At 35.4% G+C, this 20,613-nt stretch carries 14 protein-coding genes and 1 pseudogene; 11 read left to right on the top strand and 4 right to left on the bottom strand.

From position 1 onward, the window contains the following. Positions 1-5 precede the first annotated feature (5 nt). Positions 6-1,454, bottom strand: coding sequence for an NAD(P)/FAD-dependent oxidoreductase (locus IHE43_RS15905; protein WP_192184807.1), 1,449 nt, complete (start codon positions 1,452-1,454; stop codon positions 6-8). 397 nt (positions 1,455-1,851) lie between these two features. Here IHE43_RS15905 and IHE43_RS15900 point away from each other — a divergent pair, with 397 nt between their 5' ends. The 4 genes from IHE43_RS15900 (at position 1,852) to IHE43_RS15885 (ending at position 5,928) form a co-directional block, all read left to right on the top strand. Then, positions 1,852-2,049 carry a hypothetical protein gene (locus IHE43_RS15900; protein ID WP_192184806.1) on the top strand — a complete coding sequence of 66 codons (198 nt, stop codon included), beginning with the start codon at positions 1,852-1,854 and terminating at the stop codon, positions 2,047-2,049. 58 nt (positions 2,050-2,107) lie between these two features. Continuing rightward, the gene (locus IHE43_RS15895; RefSeq protein WP_225585152.1) at positions 2,108-3,898 is read left to right on the top strand and encodes a T9SS type A sorting domain-containing protein; all 1,791 of its coding nucleotides are present in this window, start codon (positions 2,108-2,110) and stop codon (positions 3,896-3,898) included. A 49-nt stretch (positions 3,899-3,947) separates the two neighbouring features. After that, entirely contained in the window at positions 3,948-5,447 is a 1,500-nt protein-coding gene (locus IHE43_RS15890) for a hypothetical protein (protein ID WP_192184805.1), read from the top strand. A 286-nt stretch (positions 5,448-5,733) separates the two neighbouring features. Continuing rightward, positions 5,734-5,928, top strand: coding sequence for a hypothetical protein (locus tag IHE43_RS15885; RefSeq protein WP_192184804.1), 195 nt, complete (start codon positions 5,734-5,736; stop codon positions 5,926-5,928). A gap of 122 nt (positions 5,929-6,050) precedes the next feature. On the opposite strand, the gene IHE43_RS15880 is transcribed toward IHE43_RS15885, so the two are convergent. Further along, positions 6,051-6,290, bottom strand: coding sequence for a hypothetical protein (locus IHE43_RS15880; RefSeq protein WP_192184803.1), 240 nt, complete (start codon positions 6,288-6,290; stop codon positions 6,051-6,053). 358 nt (positions 6,291-6,648) lie between these two features. Between IHE43_RS15880 and IHE43_RS15875 the strand changes: the two genes are divergently transcribed. Both IHE43_RS15875 and IHE43_RS15870 read left to right on the top strand, forming a co-directional pair. Further along, complete coding sequence (locus IHE43_RS15875) at positions 6,649-7,284, top strand: hypothetical protein (protein ID WP_192184802.1); 636 nt, start codon at positions 6,649-6,651, stop codon at positions 7,282-7,284. A 183-nt stretch (positions 7,285-7,467) separates the two neighbouring features. Then, positions 7,468-7,921: pseudogene (locus tag IHE43_RS15870) on the top strand (hypothetical protein). A gap of 109 nt (positions 7,922-8,030) precedes the next feature. Here IHE43_RS15870 and IHE43_RS15865 read toward each other — a convergent pair. Continuing rightward, positions 8,031-9,638, bottom strand: coding sequence for a class I SAM-dependent methyltransferase (locus tag IHE43_RS15865; protein WP_192184801.1), 1,608 nt, complete (start codon positions 9,636-9,638; stop codon positions 8,031-8,033). A 354-nt stretch (positions 9,639-9,992) separates the two neighbouring features. Here IHE43_RS15865 and IHE43_RS15860 point away from each other — a divergent pair, with 354 nt between their 5' ends. The 3 genes from IHE43_RS15860 to IHE43_RS15850 all read left to right on the top strand — a co-directional run bounded on the left by IHE43_RS15860 (position 9,993) and on the right by IHE43_RS15850 (position 16,647). Continuing rightward, complete coding sequence (locus IHE43_RS15860; RefSeq protein WP_225585150.1) at positions 9,993-13,295, top strand: SusC/RagA family TonB-linked outer membrane protein; 3,303 nt, start codon at positions 9,993-9,995, stop codon at positions 13,293-13,295. 13 nt (positions 13,296-13,308) lie between these two features. Then, positions 13,309-15,312 (top strand): RagB/SusD family nutrient uptake outer membrane protein, encoded by a 2,004-nt coding sequence (locus IHE43_RS15855; RefSeq protein ID WP_192184799.1) that lies wholly within the window; start codon positions 13,309-13,311, stop codon positions 15,310-15,312. 540 nt (positions 15,313-15,852) lie between these two features. Continuing rightward, positions 15,853-16,647 (top strand): polysaccharide lyase, encoded by a 795-nt coding sequence (locus tag IHE43_RS15850; RefSeq protein WP_192184798.1) that lies wholly within the window; start codon positions 15,853-15,855, stop codon positions 16,645-16,647. A 129-nt stretch (positions 16,648-16,776) separates the two neighbouring features. Here IHE43_RS15850 and IHE43_RS15845 read toward each other — a convergent pair whose 3' ends face one another. Beyond that, entirely contained in the window at positions 16,777-17,868 is a 1,092-nt protein-coding gene (locus IHE43_RS15845) for a PepSY domain-containing protein (RefSeq protein ID WP_225585149.1), read from the bottom strand. A 337-nt stretch (positions 17,869-18,205) separates the two neighbouring features. Between IHE43_RS15845 and IHE43_RS15840 the strand changes: the two genes are divergently transcribed. After that, positions 18,206-20,029, top strand: a complete 1,824-nt coding sequence (locus IHE43_RS15840) for a TonB-dependent receptor (RefSeq protein ID WP_225585148.1) — start codon at positions 18,206-18,208, stop codon at positions 20,027-20,029. Then, positions 20,026-20,454 carry a TonB-dependent receptor domain-containing protein gene (locus tag IHE43_RS24075; RefSeq protein WP_370526748.1) on the top strand — a complete coding sequence of 143 codons (429 nt, stop codon included), beginning with the start codon at positions 20,026-20,028 and terminating at the stop codon, positions 20,452-20,454. The genes IHE43_RS15840 and IHE43_RS24075 overlap by 4 nt, the downstream gene beginning before the upstream one ends. Positions 20,455-20,613 lie beyond the last annotated feature (159 nt).

The following is a 20,613-nucleotide window of genomic DNA, read 5'->3' as shown; positions in this document are numbered from 1 at the left end:
TAGAACTACATCTCTTTTTTCTTTAAGAACCGTCCTCGAGGTTCATCACCCTCAAATAGTACAATTTCGGAATGTAAAAACTGTGCTGCCGCTGCTGAATCTTTTACTTTAGTAGCACTGCGTTTCAACATTTCGGACTCAAACTCATTTAATACACTTTCTCTTAATCCAGCTTTTTTCCAGTAAGATAAAGATTTACATCCTTTGAAGATTCCACGTGCCAACGAGAGTGCATCTAGCAGAGCCTGATTTGCACCCTGTCCTTTGAATGGACTCATTGGATGAGCTGCATCTCCAATCAAAGTTACGTGTCCGCTATTCTCTAACAATTCTGATTTTAATAATTTCCGGTCATATACAGGATAACCAGAAATTTGAGCTTCCAGAGTTGCCGCTAAAATCTGGGGAACAGGATCGTGCCATTGTGTTCTTCGACAGGCTTCTTCCTTGAGTGCCTTAGGCCCTTTTGCGCTTAGTGTCTTAGCTTCTTTTTCTGGCATTGGAAAGCTAAGTTGCCACATCACCGAATCGGCTGTATAAGGCATTATGTAAATTCGCTCATTACCATTGGCGGTTTGAAATACAGTAGCTGAATCTAATAAAGAACTATCAACACCTTCCAGAGTATCTAATGGACAAATACCCAAAATAACAATACAGTCTAAGTAACGTAAAGGGGTACTATCTTCACCAATTAGTAATCTCCGTACCGAACTACGAATACCATCGGCTCCTACAATAAGATCTGCCCTGACACTTTTAATTTCTCCGTCGACCTGAAAAGTTAATTCCATCTCTTCCTCATCAGATTCTTTAAAATCAATTAATTGATGCCCCCATTGTACCGCATCAGATCCGCCCAGTTGCTCCAGTAGGGCTAATCGTAATGATTGGCGGGCTATATGCACATTTGTACGTTTTGGAGAATTTTTGGTCTCAGATTGTAACCATTTTCTAATCCCCCATTCCCCAATCACTTTCCCTTCTGTATTATGAACAATATGTCTTGTTGAAGTAACACCATCTTCTAAAGAGAAAATACCCAAGCCTTCAATTGCTTTACTGGCTTGCTGAAGAGTAAGCCCGTAACCTTGAGATCGGGCATCAAAGTTAATATCGCGTTCATAAAGAGTAAAAGGAATTCTGCGATGCAAACAAGCTACAGCCAGAGCCACTCCTCCAATACCGCCACCAATAATAGCAACGTGTGGGTAGTTTTCTTTATCAGCAACAGGAGAGTTGGCAGAAGGAATTAAGCCCGATCCCGAACAATTCAGGCATAAGTATAAGTGTGCTTTAGGACGAACAGGAGTTTTTCCTTCGCCATTCGTTTTTTCAAACAGATCGAGTTCTGTCTGGTAGCGGAGCTTCACTTTTTTACTAAGCCTTTGACTTTTTTTACCGCGCCCCTGACATTCGGGACAAATAACCCAGCTTGTTTGTTTATGCTCCACTTTTTATTTTCTCTCTTTATTCGATTATATAATCTGCTGCTCTACGCTGACATCATGGTGCAAATTTAAAACAAAAGACTACCAAGACAATGCTCCTCTAGAATTTTGTAGAAAAAGTCTCAATACATTATCAATAAAAAAAGCTGTATTAAATTATATTATTATTAGAAAAGTTAGCATTAAAACATGGAAATTATGTAAATATTAAGATTTAATATGTAAGTTAAATAGTATGTTTAATTGTAAGTTAGTGATAATCAATAGCGTGTGTTTTGAAAAGCGTCTGGGTAGTATTTAATGTCAGAATTAAGAACTCTTCCATCTTATTTATACTTCTTAATTTTTCCGTTAAAGATTTTGTTTTTGCAATTATTTAAGATCCCCAAAATTAAATATTATGAGCCATAAAATCATGTTTTTGTTCGTATCTGTATTGTTTCTTTTATCATCAACTGCTTATTCATTTCAGGACCCTCCTGAACCCAATATTCCACCTCCGGTAGGATTACCTGCTACTATCAATGACAAAATTTTATTTTTAATCGTTGCAGGAGGATTGCTAGGCTTTTTTGTTTTAAGAAAAAAGAAAGTTTAGTAAAGTTTTGATTACTATGTCTATAGGTTGTTTTTTGTTATAACTCTAAACTGAAACTATGAAAAAAATATTATTTTTATTACTACTTAGTACTACGAAATGTTTAGCTCAGATTTATTTTGGATCTACTGCCAATATGTACGTTAAAAACGAAATCCTTTTTGTACAGCAAAACATTAATCTGGCAGCAGCAGACTCCAATTTATATCTTCGGAATAATGCGCAACTAATTCAGGGTACAACTGGTGTATCAGCAAATACAGGACTTGGAAAATTATCAGTGTATCAGGAAGGGACAAGTGATAATTTTGAATATAATTACTGGTGTTCACCTGTTGGAAATGCCTCTGCATCATCCGGAAATGAAAATTTCGGAATTACAATGCTTAACCAGCCCATCACTTCAATAAATTCAAATGCCGCGCTAGTGGTTACTGGTAATGATGGAATTGCCAATCCGCTTTCAATTTCATCAGTTTGGATTTACAAGTTAATAAATGCCAATAATTATTCGCAATGGATATTTGTAGGAAATGCAAGCACGCTAGCTCCAGGAGAAGGTTTTTCTATGAAAGGAACCAGCGGTACTGATAGTACAAATCCGGAAGGAACCGGCATAGTAAACAACCCCGGTAGTGCCCAAAGATATGATTTTAGAGGAAAACCAAATGATGGAAATATTACAATTAACTTAGGTGCTAATAATTCAACTTTAACAGGTAATCCATATCCATCGGCCCTGCATTTAAACGCATTTCTTTTAGATGCTTCAAATGCGGCTACCAGAGGAATCGCTTATTTTTGGGAACAGGACAAAAACGTAAATTCTCATTACCTGGCAGCTTATAGAGGAGGGTATGGAAGTTATTCACCCTTGTTACTAGGTTCTGAAGGCTTATATGTACCTGCAACATTCAATTCTTATAATCAGGATGGAACTTTAAATACAGCGGGGGTATCATCAGGACTTTCTATCCCGCGCAGATTTGCCCCAATAGGTCAGGGATTTGTAATTTTTGCCAATGCTAATGGTACAGCCACATTTAAAAACGAACACCGCGTCTATACCAAAGAAAGTGTAGGTGTTTCTCAGTTTGAAAAACCGACAAAACCAACTGCTAAAACGGATAATTCAAATGATAAGAGTGAGGAAATAAATGTTGTTCAGTATTTTAGATTAAATACAATTATCGACAATCAATTTACCCGACAGCTGGCATTGGCTTTTTTGCCCGAGGCTTCAGACGGTATAGATTTTGGTATTGATGCTCTGAACATGGATACCAGCCCTCCTAATGATGTGGCTTTTCGAATCGAAAATGGTAATTATGTTATTCAGGGAGTAAATTTTGATCAGACCAAAAAAATACCATTAACAGTTAAAGCAACTACTACTGCTACTTTTAAATTTTATATACCTGAAGTAAAGAATTTTGATAATTCACAGGCCATTTATCTTTATGATGCTCTTGATCAATCCTATCATGATATCAAAAACGGAACTTATCAGGTGATAGTTTCTCCCGGATCATATTCAGAAAGATTTAAAATCACCTTTACAAGTGAGACACTTGGCGTACCTGATGTAGCTGGAAAGCAATTTATAATTTATCAGGATAATAGTAAAAACAGTTTACGAGCTTCAAATCCAAACAATATAGTAATGAAGTCATTAAAAATATACGACATGCTTGGCAAAGTAGTCTTATCGAAAGAGGATCTTGGGAGTGAATCTAATTTTTCTTTTTCAACCAGTGGTTTAAGTTATGGAATCTATATAGTGGAGTTCTTAACAACAGAAAATGAAAAATTAACTCAAAAAGTTGTTATTTCAAATTCACTTCGATAAAAAATAAAATTAGAAACTACACGTAACGATAAACTAAAAACAAGAAATTATGATAAATACATTTACTCCGAAAAATACCAAAACTATATTTCTACTGTTTTTCTTATTTTTAACATTTCTAGGACATGCCCAGATTGGTATTGGTACTGTGACGCCAAATGCAAGTTCTGTTTTAGATATTACTTCTACCACAAAAGGGATGTTAGCACCAAGAATGACTACGGCACAAAGAAATGCAATTACAAGTCCTGTAGATGCATTACTAGTTTATGATACTGATGTTAAATCATTTTACTATTATAATTCCACCACTTCGTCCTGGGCAATTCTAAGCGGCGGAACCCCTCCAAGATTAAATTTCAAACGAATTAGAGCCGGCGATGACCTGGCTGTTGTTCTTGCTGCGGAATTAGCAGCCGGTGCGGGAGCCAAGTATGTTTTAACTGCCAATACATTGTATGAAATTAATGGCCAGGTCGTATTTAATTTTCCTATAGATTTAAATAACGCCTATCTGGACGGTTTGGATGCTAATGAAGACATTATAGTGAAAACATCAGGCATTCTTTTCGATGGCACTACAGGCGGCAGTATTAGAAACCTTACTATTACAACTCCAGGCGCAACTGTCTTTAATTTAAATGCTGCGTCATCGACCTCGACCTTTTTGCTTAGAGATACTATAATTGCAAATGCAACAAGTGTTGGAACTATATCTGGTTATGGATTAGTTTTTTTGAGTATCGTTAATTTTTCAGGGAATACAAATGGTATTACTTATACTAATATAGGGCAATTACTCTTGAGTAACCAGGCATGGTTTAGCAATAATGGAGGTACCTATGAGAAATTTACAGGAACTTTTAATCTCATAGAAAAACAAGGAGGTTTCTCTAATGTTGGCACTGGTGCCTTTGGTGTGGATGTATCTACAGCGGGGCTTACAATTAGTGGCGATGCTGTTTTAGAATCTGTTGTTTTTACCGGAGCGACTCCTGCTAATTATGTTAAACCTTACACTACCGGAACTTACACAGGGTATAATTTTAACAACAGCTGGTCAGTTAGGGCTGCAGGAATTCCTACTGAGACAGATGCAAATGCTGTAGGAGATTTAGCTATTGACTACGCTGTAGGTACTGGCATTGGTGTTAGCTTTAACAACAATTCAAATCCCAGTAATGTTGTAAGAGTTGGAACCGGAACTACAGTCTCGACAGCATCAAATTTATTTCGCTTTTCTACAGATGGCGTTCCTTACCGTCTGAAATATCTTGGAAAAAAGAAAAGAATTTTTCAAGTTACAGGTTCTATTTCTTTTCAGGTTCCAGCGGCGGGCATTTATATAATTTATATTGCTAAAAATGGAACTACTATATCCCAGTATAAAATTTATGGTAGAGGCTCGGCCGCACAAGACATTGTAGTCCTTCCATTAAATGCTTCAACTGAATTAACTACCAATGATTATATTGAGGTATTTGCACAGCGTTACTCAGGAGGAAATGGAGATATCGTTGTCCCAAATATGAATCTAATTGTTAAATAATTAGAAAAAATATTCCCACTTCGGTTATCTTGAAGTATAATAGATTGTCATCATAAAAATATAATTCACAGGACTCTTATTATATTAAAGACTTTGCAGTAAACATAAAATGGAGATTATGTTTATTATGGACACCCGCTTTATACGCAAATATTTTGCGGATATTTATGTAATATGAAAAAATTTAGTTGGTTGAATAGTGATATCTTATAACTTTTAGAAATGATTATATAAGTATGGAAGTAACTTAATAAGTAATTTTATTTAAACTTTAAAACGTACTACTATGAACACAAACAATCAAAATCCGAAAGCCAATAACCAAAAAATTGGCGCTGATAAAAGTGATACGAGAAAACATCAATATAAAGATCATGATGAAATTTTAACAAACGATGAAAATTATGATGTTGATACTCATAAATTTAAAGGTGAAGAACCTGATTTAGATGATAAGATGGATAATGAAGAAAAAAAATAATTAAAAAAGGTCTCAAATTCAAAATTTGAGACCTTTTTTAATTTAATCTATATTCATAAACTTCGTTTTTTACATTTTACCATCAAATATCCTTAAGAATTTGGGTAAGCAAAGTTTTTAAATCAGCTGTTTGTTGCAGCACTTCCTGTACTTCCAGAACCTCCTGAATTTTCATTTCCTCCTTTTTCAAATTTATCAGCATCATTGCGATCAGGATCAGTACCTGCATCGTCTCGCTCGTCGTCCCAGTCTCCTGTGTTGGCGTTTTCGTGAGAATCATTATTGTGTTCCGCATTATTCTGCTGGCTGTGATAAGGGCATTTTTGAAGGTCTTCGCTTGTGTAATTGTTTGAATTTTCCATGATCTAATTTATTTAGTTAATAAGTTTAAAATTAAGAATGGAGAAGTACTTTTTTCTTATAATAAATCCAGTAATTCTTATTAAATTATCATTTATAATATCAATAGCATTACTAATCAGCGCTTAACCGCTTATTGATTTAACAACTTCCAAGTACACTAATTTACAAGAGGTTTATTAACACATATGTGACAAAAAGTAAATTGTAAATCTCAAAAGGGCCCAATTTCAGTACACTTTACAGTTTTTTAAAAAAGTTACGGAGTAATAAAAGCAACTATGAGTTGATTTTTATAGATTTGTAAAATCAATCATATACCCAAAAAACAGCTGGGAAAGAATTATAAATCTAATGACAATGAAACCTGTTACTTCAATATTTTTATTTTTAATGTTTGTTTGTTCAAATTCTTACTCACAACTGAGTGCAGATAAAATATTCGAAAGCTTTAAACAAGGAGAACGTACAAATTGTTCATCAATAGCTTTTATTAAAGCCTCTCTAAATGTTTATGGATTGGATAATCTTTTTGTAACCGAAAAAATAACCGACAGCTTATTTAAAATAACACTAAAAAATAATGCATCATTTAATTTAAACGGTGATGAGTTAAATAAAGCTAAATTTTCTGCTGATTTTGTATTTATTAAAGACAATTGTGAAAGCGAAAAAATAACTGACTATGCAGTATTGACCTATGCGGTGATGGCAAAATACAAACAAATTATTGACAAGAAGTCAACTTTTGATAAAGCATTGGAAGATTTAGAAGAAGGTGAGGTATACACTCCAACAATTTATAAATATTTAGGATTTAAAGAAGGCAAAGAAATACAAAAGTTAAAGCGAGAATCAGGGAGTGAATTTTGTGGGGTTGTTGCCTGGTCTACAGCTCATGCCGTTTTTGTTTGTGAAGAATTTATGGACTATTACGGCAACAAAAAAAGCATATGGATAAAATATCCGGGACGTTTCAGAATAATCAAGTCATAATAAACTTCAGAAAATACCTTCTAAAGCTAATATTAACACTGCCTAAATTGTAGCTACAGCAGGCCGATACGAAGCAATAAAATTAAATTATTTAATTTTTTTGAAAAAAGAAAACAATAAAGTTGTAGTTTAAGTTAATTTATATATTTTTGTTTCCTTCAACAACCAACCTACATTAAGAAAATGAAAATAAAAATTACTTTACTAAGTGTCCTTTTCTTCTTGACAACTGGCGCTATTTCAGCACAGGCAAAAAATGCTCCAAGAAGTATTATCAGTACAACAGCTCTAATCCGTAAATACCATGATCAAAAAGAATTGAGTGGTATGCAAAAAGGAGAACTTTTAGAATTATACATTGAACGTATTAAAGTTCTTGTAAAAACGCTACCTTATATCGCTTTGGTTACTAAACCAGGTGTTACAATGGCAGACTTAGGTATTCCGGACGATGGTGAGCACAAAAAAAATATTAGATAACCAGGCAGTTGGTACAACAACATTCCTGGATACAACAGTAGAATTTCAGAGAAAAATGATGCCTTATTCTGACAAAGGAAATCTTATTGCTGCTATTTTATTCTATGAAAGCACATTGAAGTCATTACACGAGTTCAACGATTTGAACGAAATGTAAGAACATAATATTAGCATAAATTTAAAACCTCCATGATCATTTGATTATGGAGGTTTTTTTCTATTAGAGCTTTTTATAATGGTCCAATATTTATGATGATTTTATTTATTCAGTTTCCTTTTAATAAATTGATACTTACTGTAGCAATATCGGCATCTGGAAAACGTTTAAAAATTGATTTATCCGGAAATAATCCAGCTTCTGCTGCAACTTTATTAAAAACGTCTATCTCAACAATATATTGATCGGAAAACCCATGAGTGGCATCATAGGCCGTTGCGGGAGTTTTTCCTAAATTATGGGCTGCCAGTTTTGGATTTATCGTATGTAATTCAATCAGAAGCAAACCGAATTTACGAACGTAGGGTGACCATTTTTGCAGATGTTCTAATAGATTATCTTCTACCAGATTGCTGCTGATCCTTTTTCCTCTATAAGCAAATGCGCCGGTAGAGGTACTAATTCTATCTTTGTTGATGTGTTTCGGATCTGTCCAAATTCGGTTGTGATCTAAAAAAGTCCTCACATTAAGTAAATCTTTCAGGTCAATATTGTAATTTTCTCTTAAGTCATCCGAAAGTAAATCCGGGCGTCCAATATCTCCCCAAATTACCTTTGCCCAAATATCTGCCTTTATAAGATTAGCTCTGGTTACTTTCAGAGCTGCCTGATTATAATCTGCCCCAACAAGAAACAGGGGATATTCATCCAGCATTTTTCCTCTTAAAGTTTGCCTGTCAATTACTTCAAAAATGTGCTGCAAAAAAGCGCCGTTGCCACAACCCATATCCAGGATTCCTTTAGGCTGTTCTTCAATAGGCAGGTTAAAAAGGCTAATGATAATCTCATCTACTACTTTAAAGTAAGTATCATGAGCACCGCCGCTTCCCCATACATTCATTTCGCGATCAACATGAATTTCGTTTTCGCCATCGATTACCATCCGTAAGACGGCCGGATCTCCAAAAATTAATTCTTCAATTTTAGCAAATGTTGGCAAATAAGAAACTGTAACGCCGTAAGCACTGGCTCTCTTTGCAAAAAACAAACCCGTTTCTGTAAATTGATAATTGCCATTTTTTTCCATGAACCATCCCAGATGGACAAGAAAGTCTAATATCTTTTTAAAATTTTCAGGAGATTTATGAAACTCTTCCGGCCTGAAAGAAGTTTCCATAAAATATTTGTGAAACATTCCGTTCATTGCTAAACGCACTATTGTTGGTGCAATCAAATAACCTTCTATATGTTTTAAAATTTGATCCAGAATAGTATTTGTAAGCACATCATCGGAGGGTTTTATTTCGTATCTTTTTTTATATTTTTCAAAAATAAGATTGAGTTTTTCAAACGGTACATCGTCAAAAATGCGTGTATGAAACCGGATAGAAAACTGAAGTAAATCAACTACATCCTCATAAAGATAAAATAGTGAAAAAGCTATTGCCGTCTTTTCATTTACTGAGATCTTAATTTCCTGTGTTTTGTTATCGACCTCGTAATTTAAAAAATCCTGAGAAGCCAAAATCCTCAAACCAACATTCAGATAACCCTCATTTGCTTTAAAAACAGTTACAAGTTCTGATAATTGTACTTGCTTTTTGTTCAGGATAAAATCTAAAACTGCATTTTTCTTTAATGCTATTGCTACCGGAGCAACAGCTAAGCCGTCAAGATGTCTGAAAATAGAGCTACGGAGTTGTGATTTATCGGTCATAGTAATAGAATGAAGGTTTTTTAAAGTTAATGATTTTTTTTAACAGAAGAAAAATTTAAGTGCTGTATTGAATTCTTAATTATTTGTGAGTATTTTTTTAATAATAGTATTTTTTTGAGCTAAAATTAAACAAAATAAAACTTTAGTATACCCTAAAACGGATTTATCGATCCCTGTCAGAGCCTTTTATTAATCAATTTTGTCGACGTGAATCACTAAACCATTAAACAGAATGTTACAGTGATTTCAAAAACTAACTAATTAATTAACCAAAAATTACAAACCAAAATGACAAAATTTATTAGGATTAAAAAAAGTCCTGATTGTGTATCTGGATTTAATTTGAAAAAGAAGATGATGATACTCTGTGTATTGTTTTCTTTATCTCAAGTCCATGGGTACGCCATTAGTTCTACGAGTACAACAGAGTCACAAAATGTAAACCAGCAAAAAAGCATTAAAGGTCAGGTCAATGATGAAAACGGTGTACCAATGCCGGGAGTTTCTGTTTTAGAAAAAGGAAGTAAAAATGGTACGACAACAGATTTTGACGGAAAATTTACTTTAAAAACAGAGAACGAGAATGCAGTGTTACTGGTTTCCTATTTAGGATATGTAACGGCTGAAGTTGCTATAAAAGGGCAAGCTTCAATTACTGTAAAAATGCAAAAAGCTACGGCTTCATTAGACGAAGTTGTGGTAGTAGGTTACGGTAAAATGAAAAAAAAGGATTTAACGGGAGCAATCGTTCAGATAACTCCTGAGAAGCTGGCGAACCAAAATCCGCAAACCGTTCAGGATATATTGAGAGGTACTCCTGGTGTAAGAGTAGGTTATGACCCTTCTGCAAAAGGAGGAGGATCCCTGCAGATTCGTGGACAAAGTTCTGTTTATACTGATGGAAGCCATAATTCACCGCTTATTATTTTAGACGGAATGCAGTTCTATGGTGAGCTTTCAGAAATCAATCCGGATGATATCGGCCAGATCGATATTTTAAAAGACGCATCAGCAGCATCCGTATATGGAGCGAGAGCGGCAGCCGGGGTTATTATTATTTCAACCAAAAAAGGTAAGACCGGTAAGCCTATCGTGAGTTTTACTACAAACACGACTATTAGCAATAAGAGTGCCTATCGTGATGTGTATTCACCGGAAGGGTATTTAAAATATCGTGAAGATTGGGAGACAGCTGCAACTTATGGAGGTAATGCAGCAACCGGGCAATACGAAGCCTGGATGGTAGGAACGGTTGCTGCTGGTAAACCAGGGTATTTTTCAAGTCCTGATGATTTAGGCAAGTGGGGTATTACTCAAGCCCAATGGTTAGCGTATCAACCCACTACGCAAACAGCAGGAAAAAGTACGAAGGAAGTATGGGGAGCCCGGTTAGGATTGAATTTTGATCCTTCACTGATGGCAAATTTCCTTGCAGGAAAAACACACGATTGGAATGACAGCTCTTTTAGAACAGGGATTAATCATGACAATAATTTAAGTATTTCCGGAGCAAGCGACAAAGTAAATTATTATATGTCTTTTGGCTATTTAACGTCTGAAGGAGCTATTGTTGGAAATGATTATAACGCAGCTCGTGCCAATATGAAGATTGACGCTAAAATTACGGATTGGCTTGACTTTGGAGCAAACGTTAATTTTCAGGATCGATCAGATGGAGATATTACTCCCTCTTTAGGTACAGGTGCAGGGGATAATAATATGTTGAGAACCAGTCCATTTGGAACCTTTATAGATGCAAATGGCAACTATGAGAGACAGCCGATGGGGAAAAATGTTTCAGGACAGAACTATAATTATTACTACGAACGTCAATTTATCGAGAAGGAAACAGGATATACTACATTGAATACCATTTTCAATACAAAGATAACGTTGCCTTTAGGTATCACTTATACATTTAACATTGCTCCTCGTTATCAATTTTTTCACGATCGTTATTTTCGATCGACACAAAATCCAAATTGGCCTGCTGCTACCACTGGAGCAACCAGAAATAATAATTCAAGTTTCGATTATAACCTAAATAATACATTAGCATGGGATTATACATTTGCTGAAAAACACCATATCATAGCAACATTTGTTCAGGAAGCTGAAGAACGACGTTATTGGTCAGATGGAATGGATGCCTATAATATCCTGCCTACGGATGCTTTAGGGTTTCACTATGTCGACACTGCAACAATGGCTAATAGCAAAATTAGATCAGAAGATACACATCAAACGGCAGATGGTTTGATGGCAAGGCTTTTCTATTCGTTTGATAATCGTTATATGCTGACAGCGACTGTCCGTCGTGATGGATATTCGGCATTTGGAGCTTCAAATCCTTACGCAACTTTCCCTTCTTTTGGGGTTGCATGGAACTTTAAAAATGAAAACTGGTTTAATTGGGATGCTATGAGTACCGGTAAATTACGTTTGTCCTGGGGTGAAAACGGAAACAGATCGCTCAATAATCCATACATTTCTTTGGCAAACCTGGTAAATACCGGAACGATGGGTTACTTAGATGCTACAGGAAAAGCTCTTGAAATGAAGTATTTAGCACTTGATCGTATGGCAAATCCAAATTTGGAATGGGAAAAAACAAGATCAACAAATATTGGTCTTGACTTAGGTTTCTTACATGATCGTATTACTGCTTCTGTAGATGTTTATAAAAAATCTACCATTGACATGATTATGAGCCAGGCTCTTCCGGGTTTCACTGGTTTTTCAACGATTGCAACCAATTTGGGAGAAGTTCAAAATCAAGGTTTTGAATTGAGTATTAACACTATAAATATGAGGAAACCGAACTTTGAATGGCGTACTACACTTGGGATATCTTATAACGAAAATAAGATTGTGTCATTATATGGTAATATGGTAGAGGTTAAGGATGGCAATGGTACTGTGATCGGAACTAAAGAAGGGGATGATTCAGCTAATGGATGGTTTATAGGCAGACCGATCACCCAAATTTGGGATTATAAAATAACCGGAATTTGGCAAAAGGAGGAGTGGAAAGAAGCTCAAAAATACGGACAGCGTCCCGGAGATCCAAAAGTAGCCAACAGCTATACTGTAGATGATGTTGATGCGGTAGGAGCAGATGGTGTTCCTTATAAAAAAGCGGTTTACAATGAAAAAGACAAGCAGTTTTTAGGAAATTCAAGTGCTCCTGTACAGTGGTCGTTGCGCAATGAATTTAAGATTTATAAAAATTGGGATTTAGCTATCAATATGTATTCCTATATGGGGCATAAATCACTTAATTCAAACTATATGAATACGTTCAACGATGCCAGTTTGTATAAATTTAACTTCAATCCCTATTTAAATCCGTATTGGACACTTGACAACCCAACCAATGATTGGGCGCGCCTTGATGCTAAGGGACCTGCCGGAACACCGGTTGCACCAGGGAAATTGTATGATCGCAGTTTTATTCGTTTAGACAACATTTCGCTGGCTTATTCTCTTCCAAGAGATCTTTTAGATCGCGTGCATATTAAAAATTTAAAAATTTATACTTCGGTTCAAAACGTAGCAACATGGTCTGCTTCTAAAGAATGGAAATATTATGGAGACCCTGAAACAGGAGGATTGGCCACAAGACAGTTTAATTTAGGTTTTAATGTCCAACTTTAAAAATTATTCAACTATGAAAAGATATATACATAATAAAATTTCAAGACTGCTGCCTCTTATGGTATTGGCTGCACTGTCTGGTTCTTGTTCAAAAGATTTTCTCGAAGCAGATCCGCTTTCGTTTTACGAACCGGAAGCTACATTTTCTACAGAAGCGGGGCTGCAGGCAACTTTAGCACTGTGCGATAAACAGCTGCGTAATAATTATATTCACTATGGTTATTCCGGTGTCAGTGTGCCTATTGGCTCAGAGTATCTTTTCTCTGACATGGCACAATATGGAAAAACGGATACCGGTAGTAATATTGCTGATTATGCTGCTACTATCGTTCCTACCGGAGATTTTCGAAGAGACCCAAGTGGTGAATCGCTTTATCTTGGATTTATGTGGACGGAGGCCTACACAGGGATTAAGAATGCTAATACCATATTGTCGTTTATTGGTAATGTGAAAAGTTTATCAGAGGAGGTTAAAAATAAATATATCGGGCAGGCTTATTTTCACAGATCATACCGTTATCTTAATCTGGTATATCAATTTGGAGATATACCGTTGATTACTAAAATTTTGGAGGTTCCAAAGCAGAGTTATTATTCTACTAAAAAGGAAGCCATCATAGAAATGATTACAGCAGATATGGAGAAAGCAGTACAATTTGTGCCAGAGCAGTCAAAAATAGGATATGTAGGTATGGTTAGCAAAGGGGCATGCCGTCAGTTACTGATCAAGTGTTATTTGGCATCCGGCAAATTTGCGGAGGCTGAAGCACAGGCAAATATTTTGATTAATCAATCAGGTTACTCTTTGGTACAAAACACTTTAGGGATTTTTGATCCGGGAGGAAATCCTACGGCATGGCCTATTACCAGAAATGTGATCTGGGATTTGCACAGGCCTGAGAACAAAGTGATTACTGCTAATACTGAAGCTATATTGGTTGCACCAAATGGAGGAGCACAGTCGTTTTTAGCCTTTTCTTCGATGAGAATTTTTGGACCTAACTGGAATGATGCTAATTTAATTACTCCAGATGGTAAAACAGCAGCACCTCGTTTTCCATTGACTGATAAAACGAATTATAATGCAAAATATGATTATCAAAGAGCAATAGGACGCGGTATTGGTGTTATTAGTGGTTCTTATTATTCACAGCATCCTATGTGGGTTGTGAACGGTATCGAGGACAAGCAGGATCTTAGACATAATAGTACTGTTGGTAACTGGGTGAATATGGAAGATCTTAAATACGCTCCCGGAGCAGGTGGTAGTGCCACATGGGCGGGGCAAAATTTCAGAATGAAGGATGCAGCCGGCAAACTGTTAGCACAAGATTCTCTTCGTGACTGGTTTGATTTTCCGCATTATAAAATCTTTTTACACGATGTTGTAGCTGAAGCTAATCCGGCAGCAAATGATTTTCAGGGCGCTACTGCAGGAGCTAGTGCACATCTGTACATCTATCGTTTAGCGGAGACCTATCTATTACGTGCAGAGGCGCGTTTTTACCAAGGTAATGCTACCGGAGCGGCTCAGGATGTGACTGTCGTAAGAGCAAGGGCGAAAGCTACACAAATGTATACCACTGTAACTATTGGTGATATTTGTGCCGAAAGAGGAAGAGAGCTTTATCTGGAAGAATGGAGAAATGTGGAGTTAAAACGTATTTCGCACTGTTTGGCACTTAGCGGAAAACCAGATGAATGGGGTCATACCTACAGTAAAGAGACTTGGGACAAGCAATCGGGAACAGATGCGGCCGGAGGAAGTTATTGGTACCAACGTATAGTACATTATACCCTTTACAACAAACATCCGGCTGGTATTTCTGTTAAGCCAGGTGTAAAGTTTTATTCTATGGACAAACGTAATAATTACTGGCCAATTCCGTATAGACTCGCGATTGAGCCTAATATTAAAGGACAGTTAAGTCAGAACTTTGGTTATGATGGCTATAATCCAGGTGTCAAAGTCTGGGATAAATGGCAGGATGCTGTTGAAGATGAAAGTAAAATTTAAACTCTTGCCCTGAATTGAAGTTTGATCAATAAAAAGACATAATAAATAGCTTTATAATATTCAGAAGAGAGCTAAAGCACAAAACGAGTTAATTTATTTAACTCGTTTTTTTGTTTTTATAAAGTCTTGTTTGCTCTGTTTTCGATGCAGAATTTAATAATCCTGTTTTAGGCAATCGTTGATTACAAAAAAGGATATTTATTTTGAATGGTCACAGATCTAAAAATGTATCTCAATTAAGACCTAACCTTGACATGTCAATATTGAAATATCTTATTTAAGGTGTAGTGTATTGAAATCTTAATTATTTAAAGTTTGTATAATTTTTTAATTATTTTTTTAAGGATATAATTTTTAAAACCTAAAAAATATATACAAAATACATGTACTGTATTTTTTTGTACCTAAAAACGTACTTTATTTCTCCACTTGTAAGTTGTTAATAATCAACTTTACAGTGTTAATTACTAATTGCATAACGTACGAAAATGTGATGGTAATAAACTAACTATTTAATTATTAACCATTAACCTTTTAAAAATGAAAAAAATCTTAAAATTAACAAGTTTGTTGTTTATTACAGCATTAGTGTTTACTTCCTGTGAAAAGGAACAAGATGTAGATGTGCCACAAGCCATTAACAAAGAAGTATCAAAAAGTGCTGGCTCAGATTCACCTCAAAGCTTAAGCAAGGACGCCGCCCCGCTTGCTGCTGCCACAGGTGGTGGTGCCGGAGCCAGAACAATCACATTGCAGACAAATACACTATCGTGTCCTGGTGGTTTGTGTACATCGTTTGGCGTTTGGTCAGAGGGCGTTTATACCGTTTGGTTCCAGATGAAATTTAATTCCGGATTTTATTGGAGCAGAGGAGGTAAATGCGGATATGGTATCCTGATTGGTGACCAAAATACTGGTGGCGACCCAGGGTGGGATGGCAATGGCGGTAGTGCCAGATTTATGTGGTATTGTCCAAATGGATCAAACAGTGCCAAAGGAAGCGGAGCTTATCTTCAGCCTTACGTCTATTATAAAGATCAGCCCGGACAATTTGGTAATGATTTTGGAAAAAAGTACTACATACAAGAAGGAGTGACCTATAACTGTCAGATTTCTGTTAAGTTAAATACAGGGTCAAATACTAACGGATACGTCAAATATTATGTAAATGGTACCGAGATATTGAATCAAACAATTCGTTGGGTGACTAACGATTCTAAACGAAATGTTAATGCAGTAAGTCTACACACGTTCCGTGGAGGTAGTCAGGAATACTGGAAAGCTCCGGTAACAAGTTCTATTTATTATGCCAGTGCAGCCTGGGATGCTCAATAGTTTCTAGACGCTTTAAATAATTTGGCTGGAATAAATAAAATCACAACTTCGATATTGTTTATTATAGCACAATCAAAAACAAAAGCCACTCCGTTTTTATGGAGTGGCTTTTGACTTTTACAATTTATATCAAACCTTTTTAACGCTCTTTTTTTTATTTTTTTTCCCTAACCAGATCAAAAATCCTGTAATAGGTAATGTCATAGCAAACAGCGTTACCAGAAACGCAATTATTTTAGTCGGAAGACCATAAATACTTCCAGTATGAATAGGGTAGTTCAAACGTCTGATTTTGTCTCCGGTTGAGAATAATTTGTATGGTCTGGCTTCAATGTTTTCAGCAGTGTATTTATCAAAATAAGCAGCACTCGACTGATTTGGAATTGCCATTTCTATATTCTCTTTAAGCACTAAAATACTGTTGATTGTATCTACAGGCATTCTAATTTGGATGTTTCCGGTGTAAGGAAAAATACTGTCTGCTTTGTTGTAAATGCTTTGGTAAAAAGTAGTATTATCTAGTTTAGGATCTATTTTGGTTGGGTTTTCTACTTTTGCAGAAGGCTTTTTTGTTGTGCCGTCAGCCAGAAAATAAACACCATCCTGAAACCAGGTAAAGGCAAAAGACAATCCGGTAAGTGAGATAATAAGCAGAATTAAAAAACTGTAAAAACCAAAAGTAGAGTGGAAGTCCCAATTGACTCTTTTGAAAGAGCCGCTCCATTTTACAGTTAGTCTTTGCCTTATATTTTTCATTTTTTTAGGCCACCATAATACAATTCCGGAAATGAGCATAAAAGCAAAAATTAGACATGAGGTTCCCATGATAATTTCGCCAGTTTCTCCCAGTAATAATTGTCTGTGTAGCGATAAAACGACAACAAAAAATCTGCTTTCCTGTGGTGTTGTTCCCAGAACTTTTCCGGTATAAGGATCAATTGAAAAAAACTGTGCTTTTTTATCTGAATCTTTTCCCAAAATTTGGAAGGTACGCGAAGGGTCATTAAAAGTATAAATTCGGGTTATTTTTTTTATGGAGTGTTGTTTTTGAAGTACCGCTACACAATAGTCAATGCTCTTTTTTGTTTTTCCTACTGTTGAAACATTATAATATTCAGGATTTATAGCTTTATCAATTTCTTTTTCAAAAACCAAAATACTTCCCGATAAAGCGGCTATAAAAACAATTATACCAGAGCCAAGTCCTAACCATAAATGCAAAAAGCCAATATTCTTTTTAATGTTTTCTTCATATATAAATCTTTAGTAGCAATCTCAAACACTAACCTGAAATGTGTTTTCTCAGGATCTGGCGCAAATTTAAACTTATTTAGACTAAATATGGGTTATGTTGAGAAAAATAAATTGAGAATTTAACATTGGAATATTCCATTTAATAGTAAGCATCAAAAGAGAAAATCCTCTTAATTGACGAGTAGAGACGGCTTTTTTTTAAGAATAAATTGAGATTTACTTGTTAAACAAGTATTAATTTATATTTTTGCACTGTTTTTATTAATTCTAAATAAGAATAAATCACTAACCAAAAATTAAATCAATGAAATATCTTAGTTTAAGAACATCAAAGTTTTTATTTATGATGGGGCTTTTATTTTCAGCCCTTTCTTCTTTTGCACAACAAAATCATGGAAAAATAAAAGGACATATCAACACTTCTGATGGGAAACCTGCATCAGATGTAAATATTATACTTAAAAATTCAAAATATGGAACTACTACAGATGAAGATGGAAATTTTGAAATCAGCAGAGTAAGAGAAAACAACTACACCTTACAAATCTCTCTGGCTGGTTATGAAACTGTGGAAAAGCAGGTTATGATTGAAATTAATAAAACGACTGTAGTCAATGAACAATTGAGCGTTTCTAATAAAGAGCTGCAGGAAGTTGTTATTAGTAACAGAAAAAGTCTTCTTTCTAAAAAAACACAATATGTTGCCAGAATGCCGCTTAAAAACATAGAAAATCCACAGGTTTATAATGTTATACACAAAGAACTAATTCAGGAACAAATTGTAATTGATGCAGCTGGCGCTATAAGAAACGCACCGGGAGTTGTACCGCTTAATTATCCTTCAGGCGGATTTGCAGTTATTTTTAGAGGTTTCACTGTGGGAATTAATTCCCGAAACGGAATGGAAACATTATCAGGAAGATCAACTGTTGGTATTGCAAACGTAGAGCGAATTGAAGTGTTAAAAGGACCTTCAGGAACTTTGTTTGGATCGTCTGCTTCTTCTTTTGGAGGAGTTGTTAATCTGGTTACTAAAAAGCCTTTTGAAGCATCAACTACTGAAATTTCGTATACAGGCGGAAGTTATGGTGTAAACCGACTTACAGTTGACATTAATACTCCTTTAACTAAAGATAAAAAAGTACTTTTTAGACTTAATGCCGCGGTTAATAATGAAAAAAGCTTTTTAGATTACGGTTTTAATAAAACATTATCTTTTACTCCGAGTATTACTTTTAAAGCAAGTGAAAAACTTACTTTCAATATAGATGCCGAATTATTTAAGGTGAATAATACCAGAGCCTTATTCCCAACTGTTACCACTGCTTCTGGAATTACTAATCCGGGAGATATAAAATTAGATTATAAAAAATCATTAGTACATGATGATGCTGATGCAAAATCGTCTTCATCAAAAGCATTCGTTCAGGCAGAGTATCAAATATCAGATCATTGGAAGTCAACTACTTTGTTCTCTTATGTAAATGAAGATGTGGATTACAGCTATCAGGTTTTACCAACCTGGACTTCGCCTACTACAGCTACTATACGCGCAACGGTTTTTGGACCTATTTCAAGTAATTACACTAATATTCAGGAAAATATTAATGGTGAATTTTCGACAGGAATTTTAAAACATAAAATCTTAGCTGGTGTTAATTACAGATATTATACGGATACATTTTCGTCAACACCAACACCTACAGCTCCATTCAGAACAATTGATGTTACAACCAATTTTACTCCGGTAAGAAGAAATGAAATTGATAAAGTATTGTTGGCACCGGTTATTAGAGCAGGAAGAGATGAATATACTTTTAGCGGTTATGCGTCTTATGTATTAGGTGTTGCAGACAGATTGTACGCAATGGCCAGTTTGCGTTTAGATAATTTTGACCGAAAAGAAAGCGGAACAGTACCGGGCTATAGCCAAAATTCATTATCACCAAAATTAGGAGTGGTATATCAGGTTGTTAAAGATCAGGTTTCTATATTCGGAAATTACATGAACGGATTCCAGAATTTAGCACCGGTTTTACAACCAAGTGGCGAGCAATTGATATTAGATCCGCTTTACGCAAATCAATATGAGGCAGGTATAAAGACCGAATTGTTTAATAAAAAATAAGTGCAACAGTTAGTTATTATAAAATTACGAATGATAACGCTGTAATAAGACAAGCTGATTTAGTTTACCAACAAGATGGAAAACAGGTAAGTAAAGGTGTTGAGTTTGAATTTTTAGCGCACCCGCTTCCTGGTTTGGATATTACTGCAGGATATGCTTATAATGATAATCGTATCGTAAAAACAAGTGAGGCTAACAAAGCGATTGAAGGTAATAAAGCACAAGATGCACCAGAAGATGTAGTCAACTTTTGGGCTTCTTATAAATTTCAAAATGTTTTAAAGGATTTGGTATTGGAGTTGGAGCGAATTATGTGGACAAAAGTTATATGTCGACTGCGAATACTTTTTATATTCCATCTTACACGATTTTTAATCAAACTGTATTTTATGAGCAACCAAACTGGAGAGTGGGGGTTAAGTTAAACAACCTTACCAATGAAAAATACTGGAGTTCTTGGGGAGCGCCACAGCCACCAGCAAATTTCTTAGTAAATTTGACTTTCAGATTCTAAATTTGATTTCAGTTAAAACTAAAAATCACCCCTATGTTTTAATAGAGGTGATTTTTTTATTTGTCGAAAT

The sequence above is a fragment of the Flavobacterium sp. MDT1-60 genome, from assembly GCF_014844035.1.
Taxonomy (GTDB): domain Bacteria; phylum Bacteroidota; class Bacteroidia; order Flavobacteriales; family Flavobacteriaceae; genus Flavobacterium.
This window is presented reverse-complemented; position numbering and strand designations above follow the sequence as displayed.

Excerpts from the sequence above, each read along its gene's own strand:
- IHE43_RS15855 (WP_192184799.1), top strand. The coding sequence starts at position 13,309 with ATGAAAAGATATATACATAATAAAATTTCAAGACTGCTGCCTCTTATG.
- IHE43_RS15860 (WP_225585150.1), top strand. The coding sequence starts at position 9,993 with ATGATGATACTCTGTGTATTGTTTTCTTTATCTCAAGTCCATGGGTAC.
- IHE43_RS15885 (WP_192184804.1), top strand. The coding sequence starts at position 5,734 with ATGAACACAAACAATCAAAATCCGAAAGCCAATAACCAAAAAATTGGC.
- IHE43_RS15880 (WP_192184803.1), bottom strand. The coding sequence starts at position 6,290 with ATGGAAAATTCAAACAATTACACAAGCGAAGACCTTCAAAAATGCCCT.
- IHE43_RS15875 (WP_192184802.1), top strand. The coding sequence starts at position 6,649 with ATGAAACCTGTTACTTCAATATTTTTATTTTTAATGTTTGTTTGTTCA.
- IHE43_RS15840 (WP_225585148.1), top strand. The coding sequence starts at position 18,206 with ATGAAATATCTTAGTTTAAGAACATCAAAGTTTTTATTTATGATGGGG.
- IHE43_RS15900 (WP_192184806.1), top strand. The coding sequence starts at position 1,852 with ATGAGCCATAAAATCATGTTTTTGTTCGTATCTGTATTGTTTCTTTTA.
- IHE43_RS15865 (WP_192184801.1), bottom strand. The coding sequence starts at position 9,638 with ATGACCGATAAATCACAACTCCGTAGCTCTATTTTCAGACATCTTGAC.
- IHE43_RS15850 (WP_192184798.1), top strand. The coding sequence starts at position 15,853 with ATGAAAAAAATCTTAAAATTAACAAGTTTGTTGTTTATTACAGCATTA.
- IHE43_RS15890 (WP_192184805.1), top strand. The coding sequence starts at position 3,948 with ATGATAAATACATTTACTCCGAAAAATACCAAAACTATATTTCTACTG.
- IHE43_RS15895 (WP_225585152.1), top strand. The coding sequence starts at position 2,108 with ATGAAAAAAATATTATTTTTATTACTACTTAGTACTACGAAATGTTTA.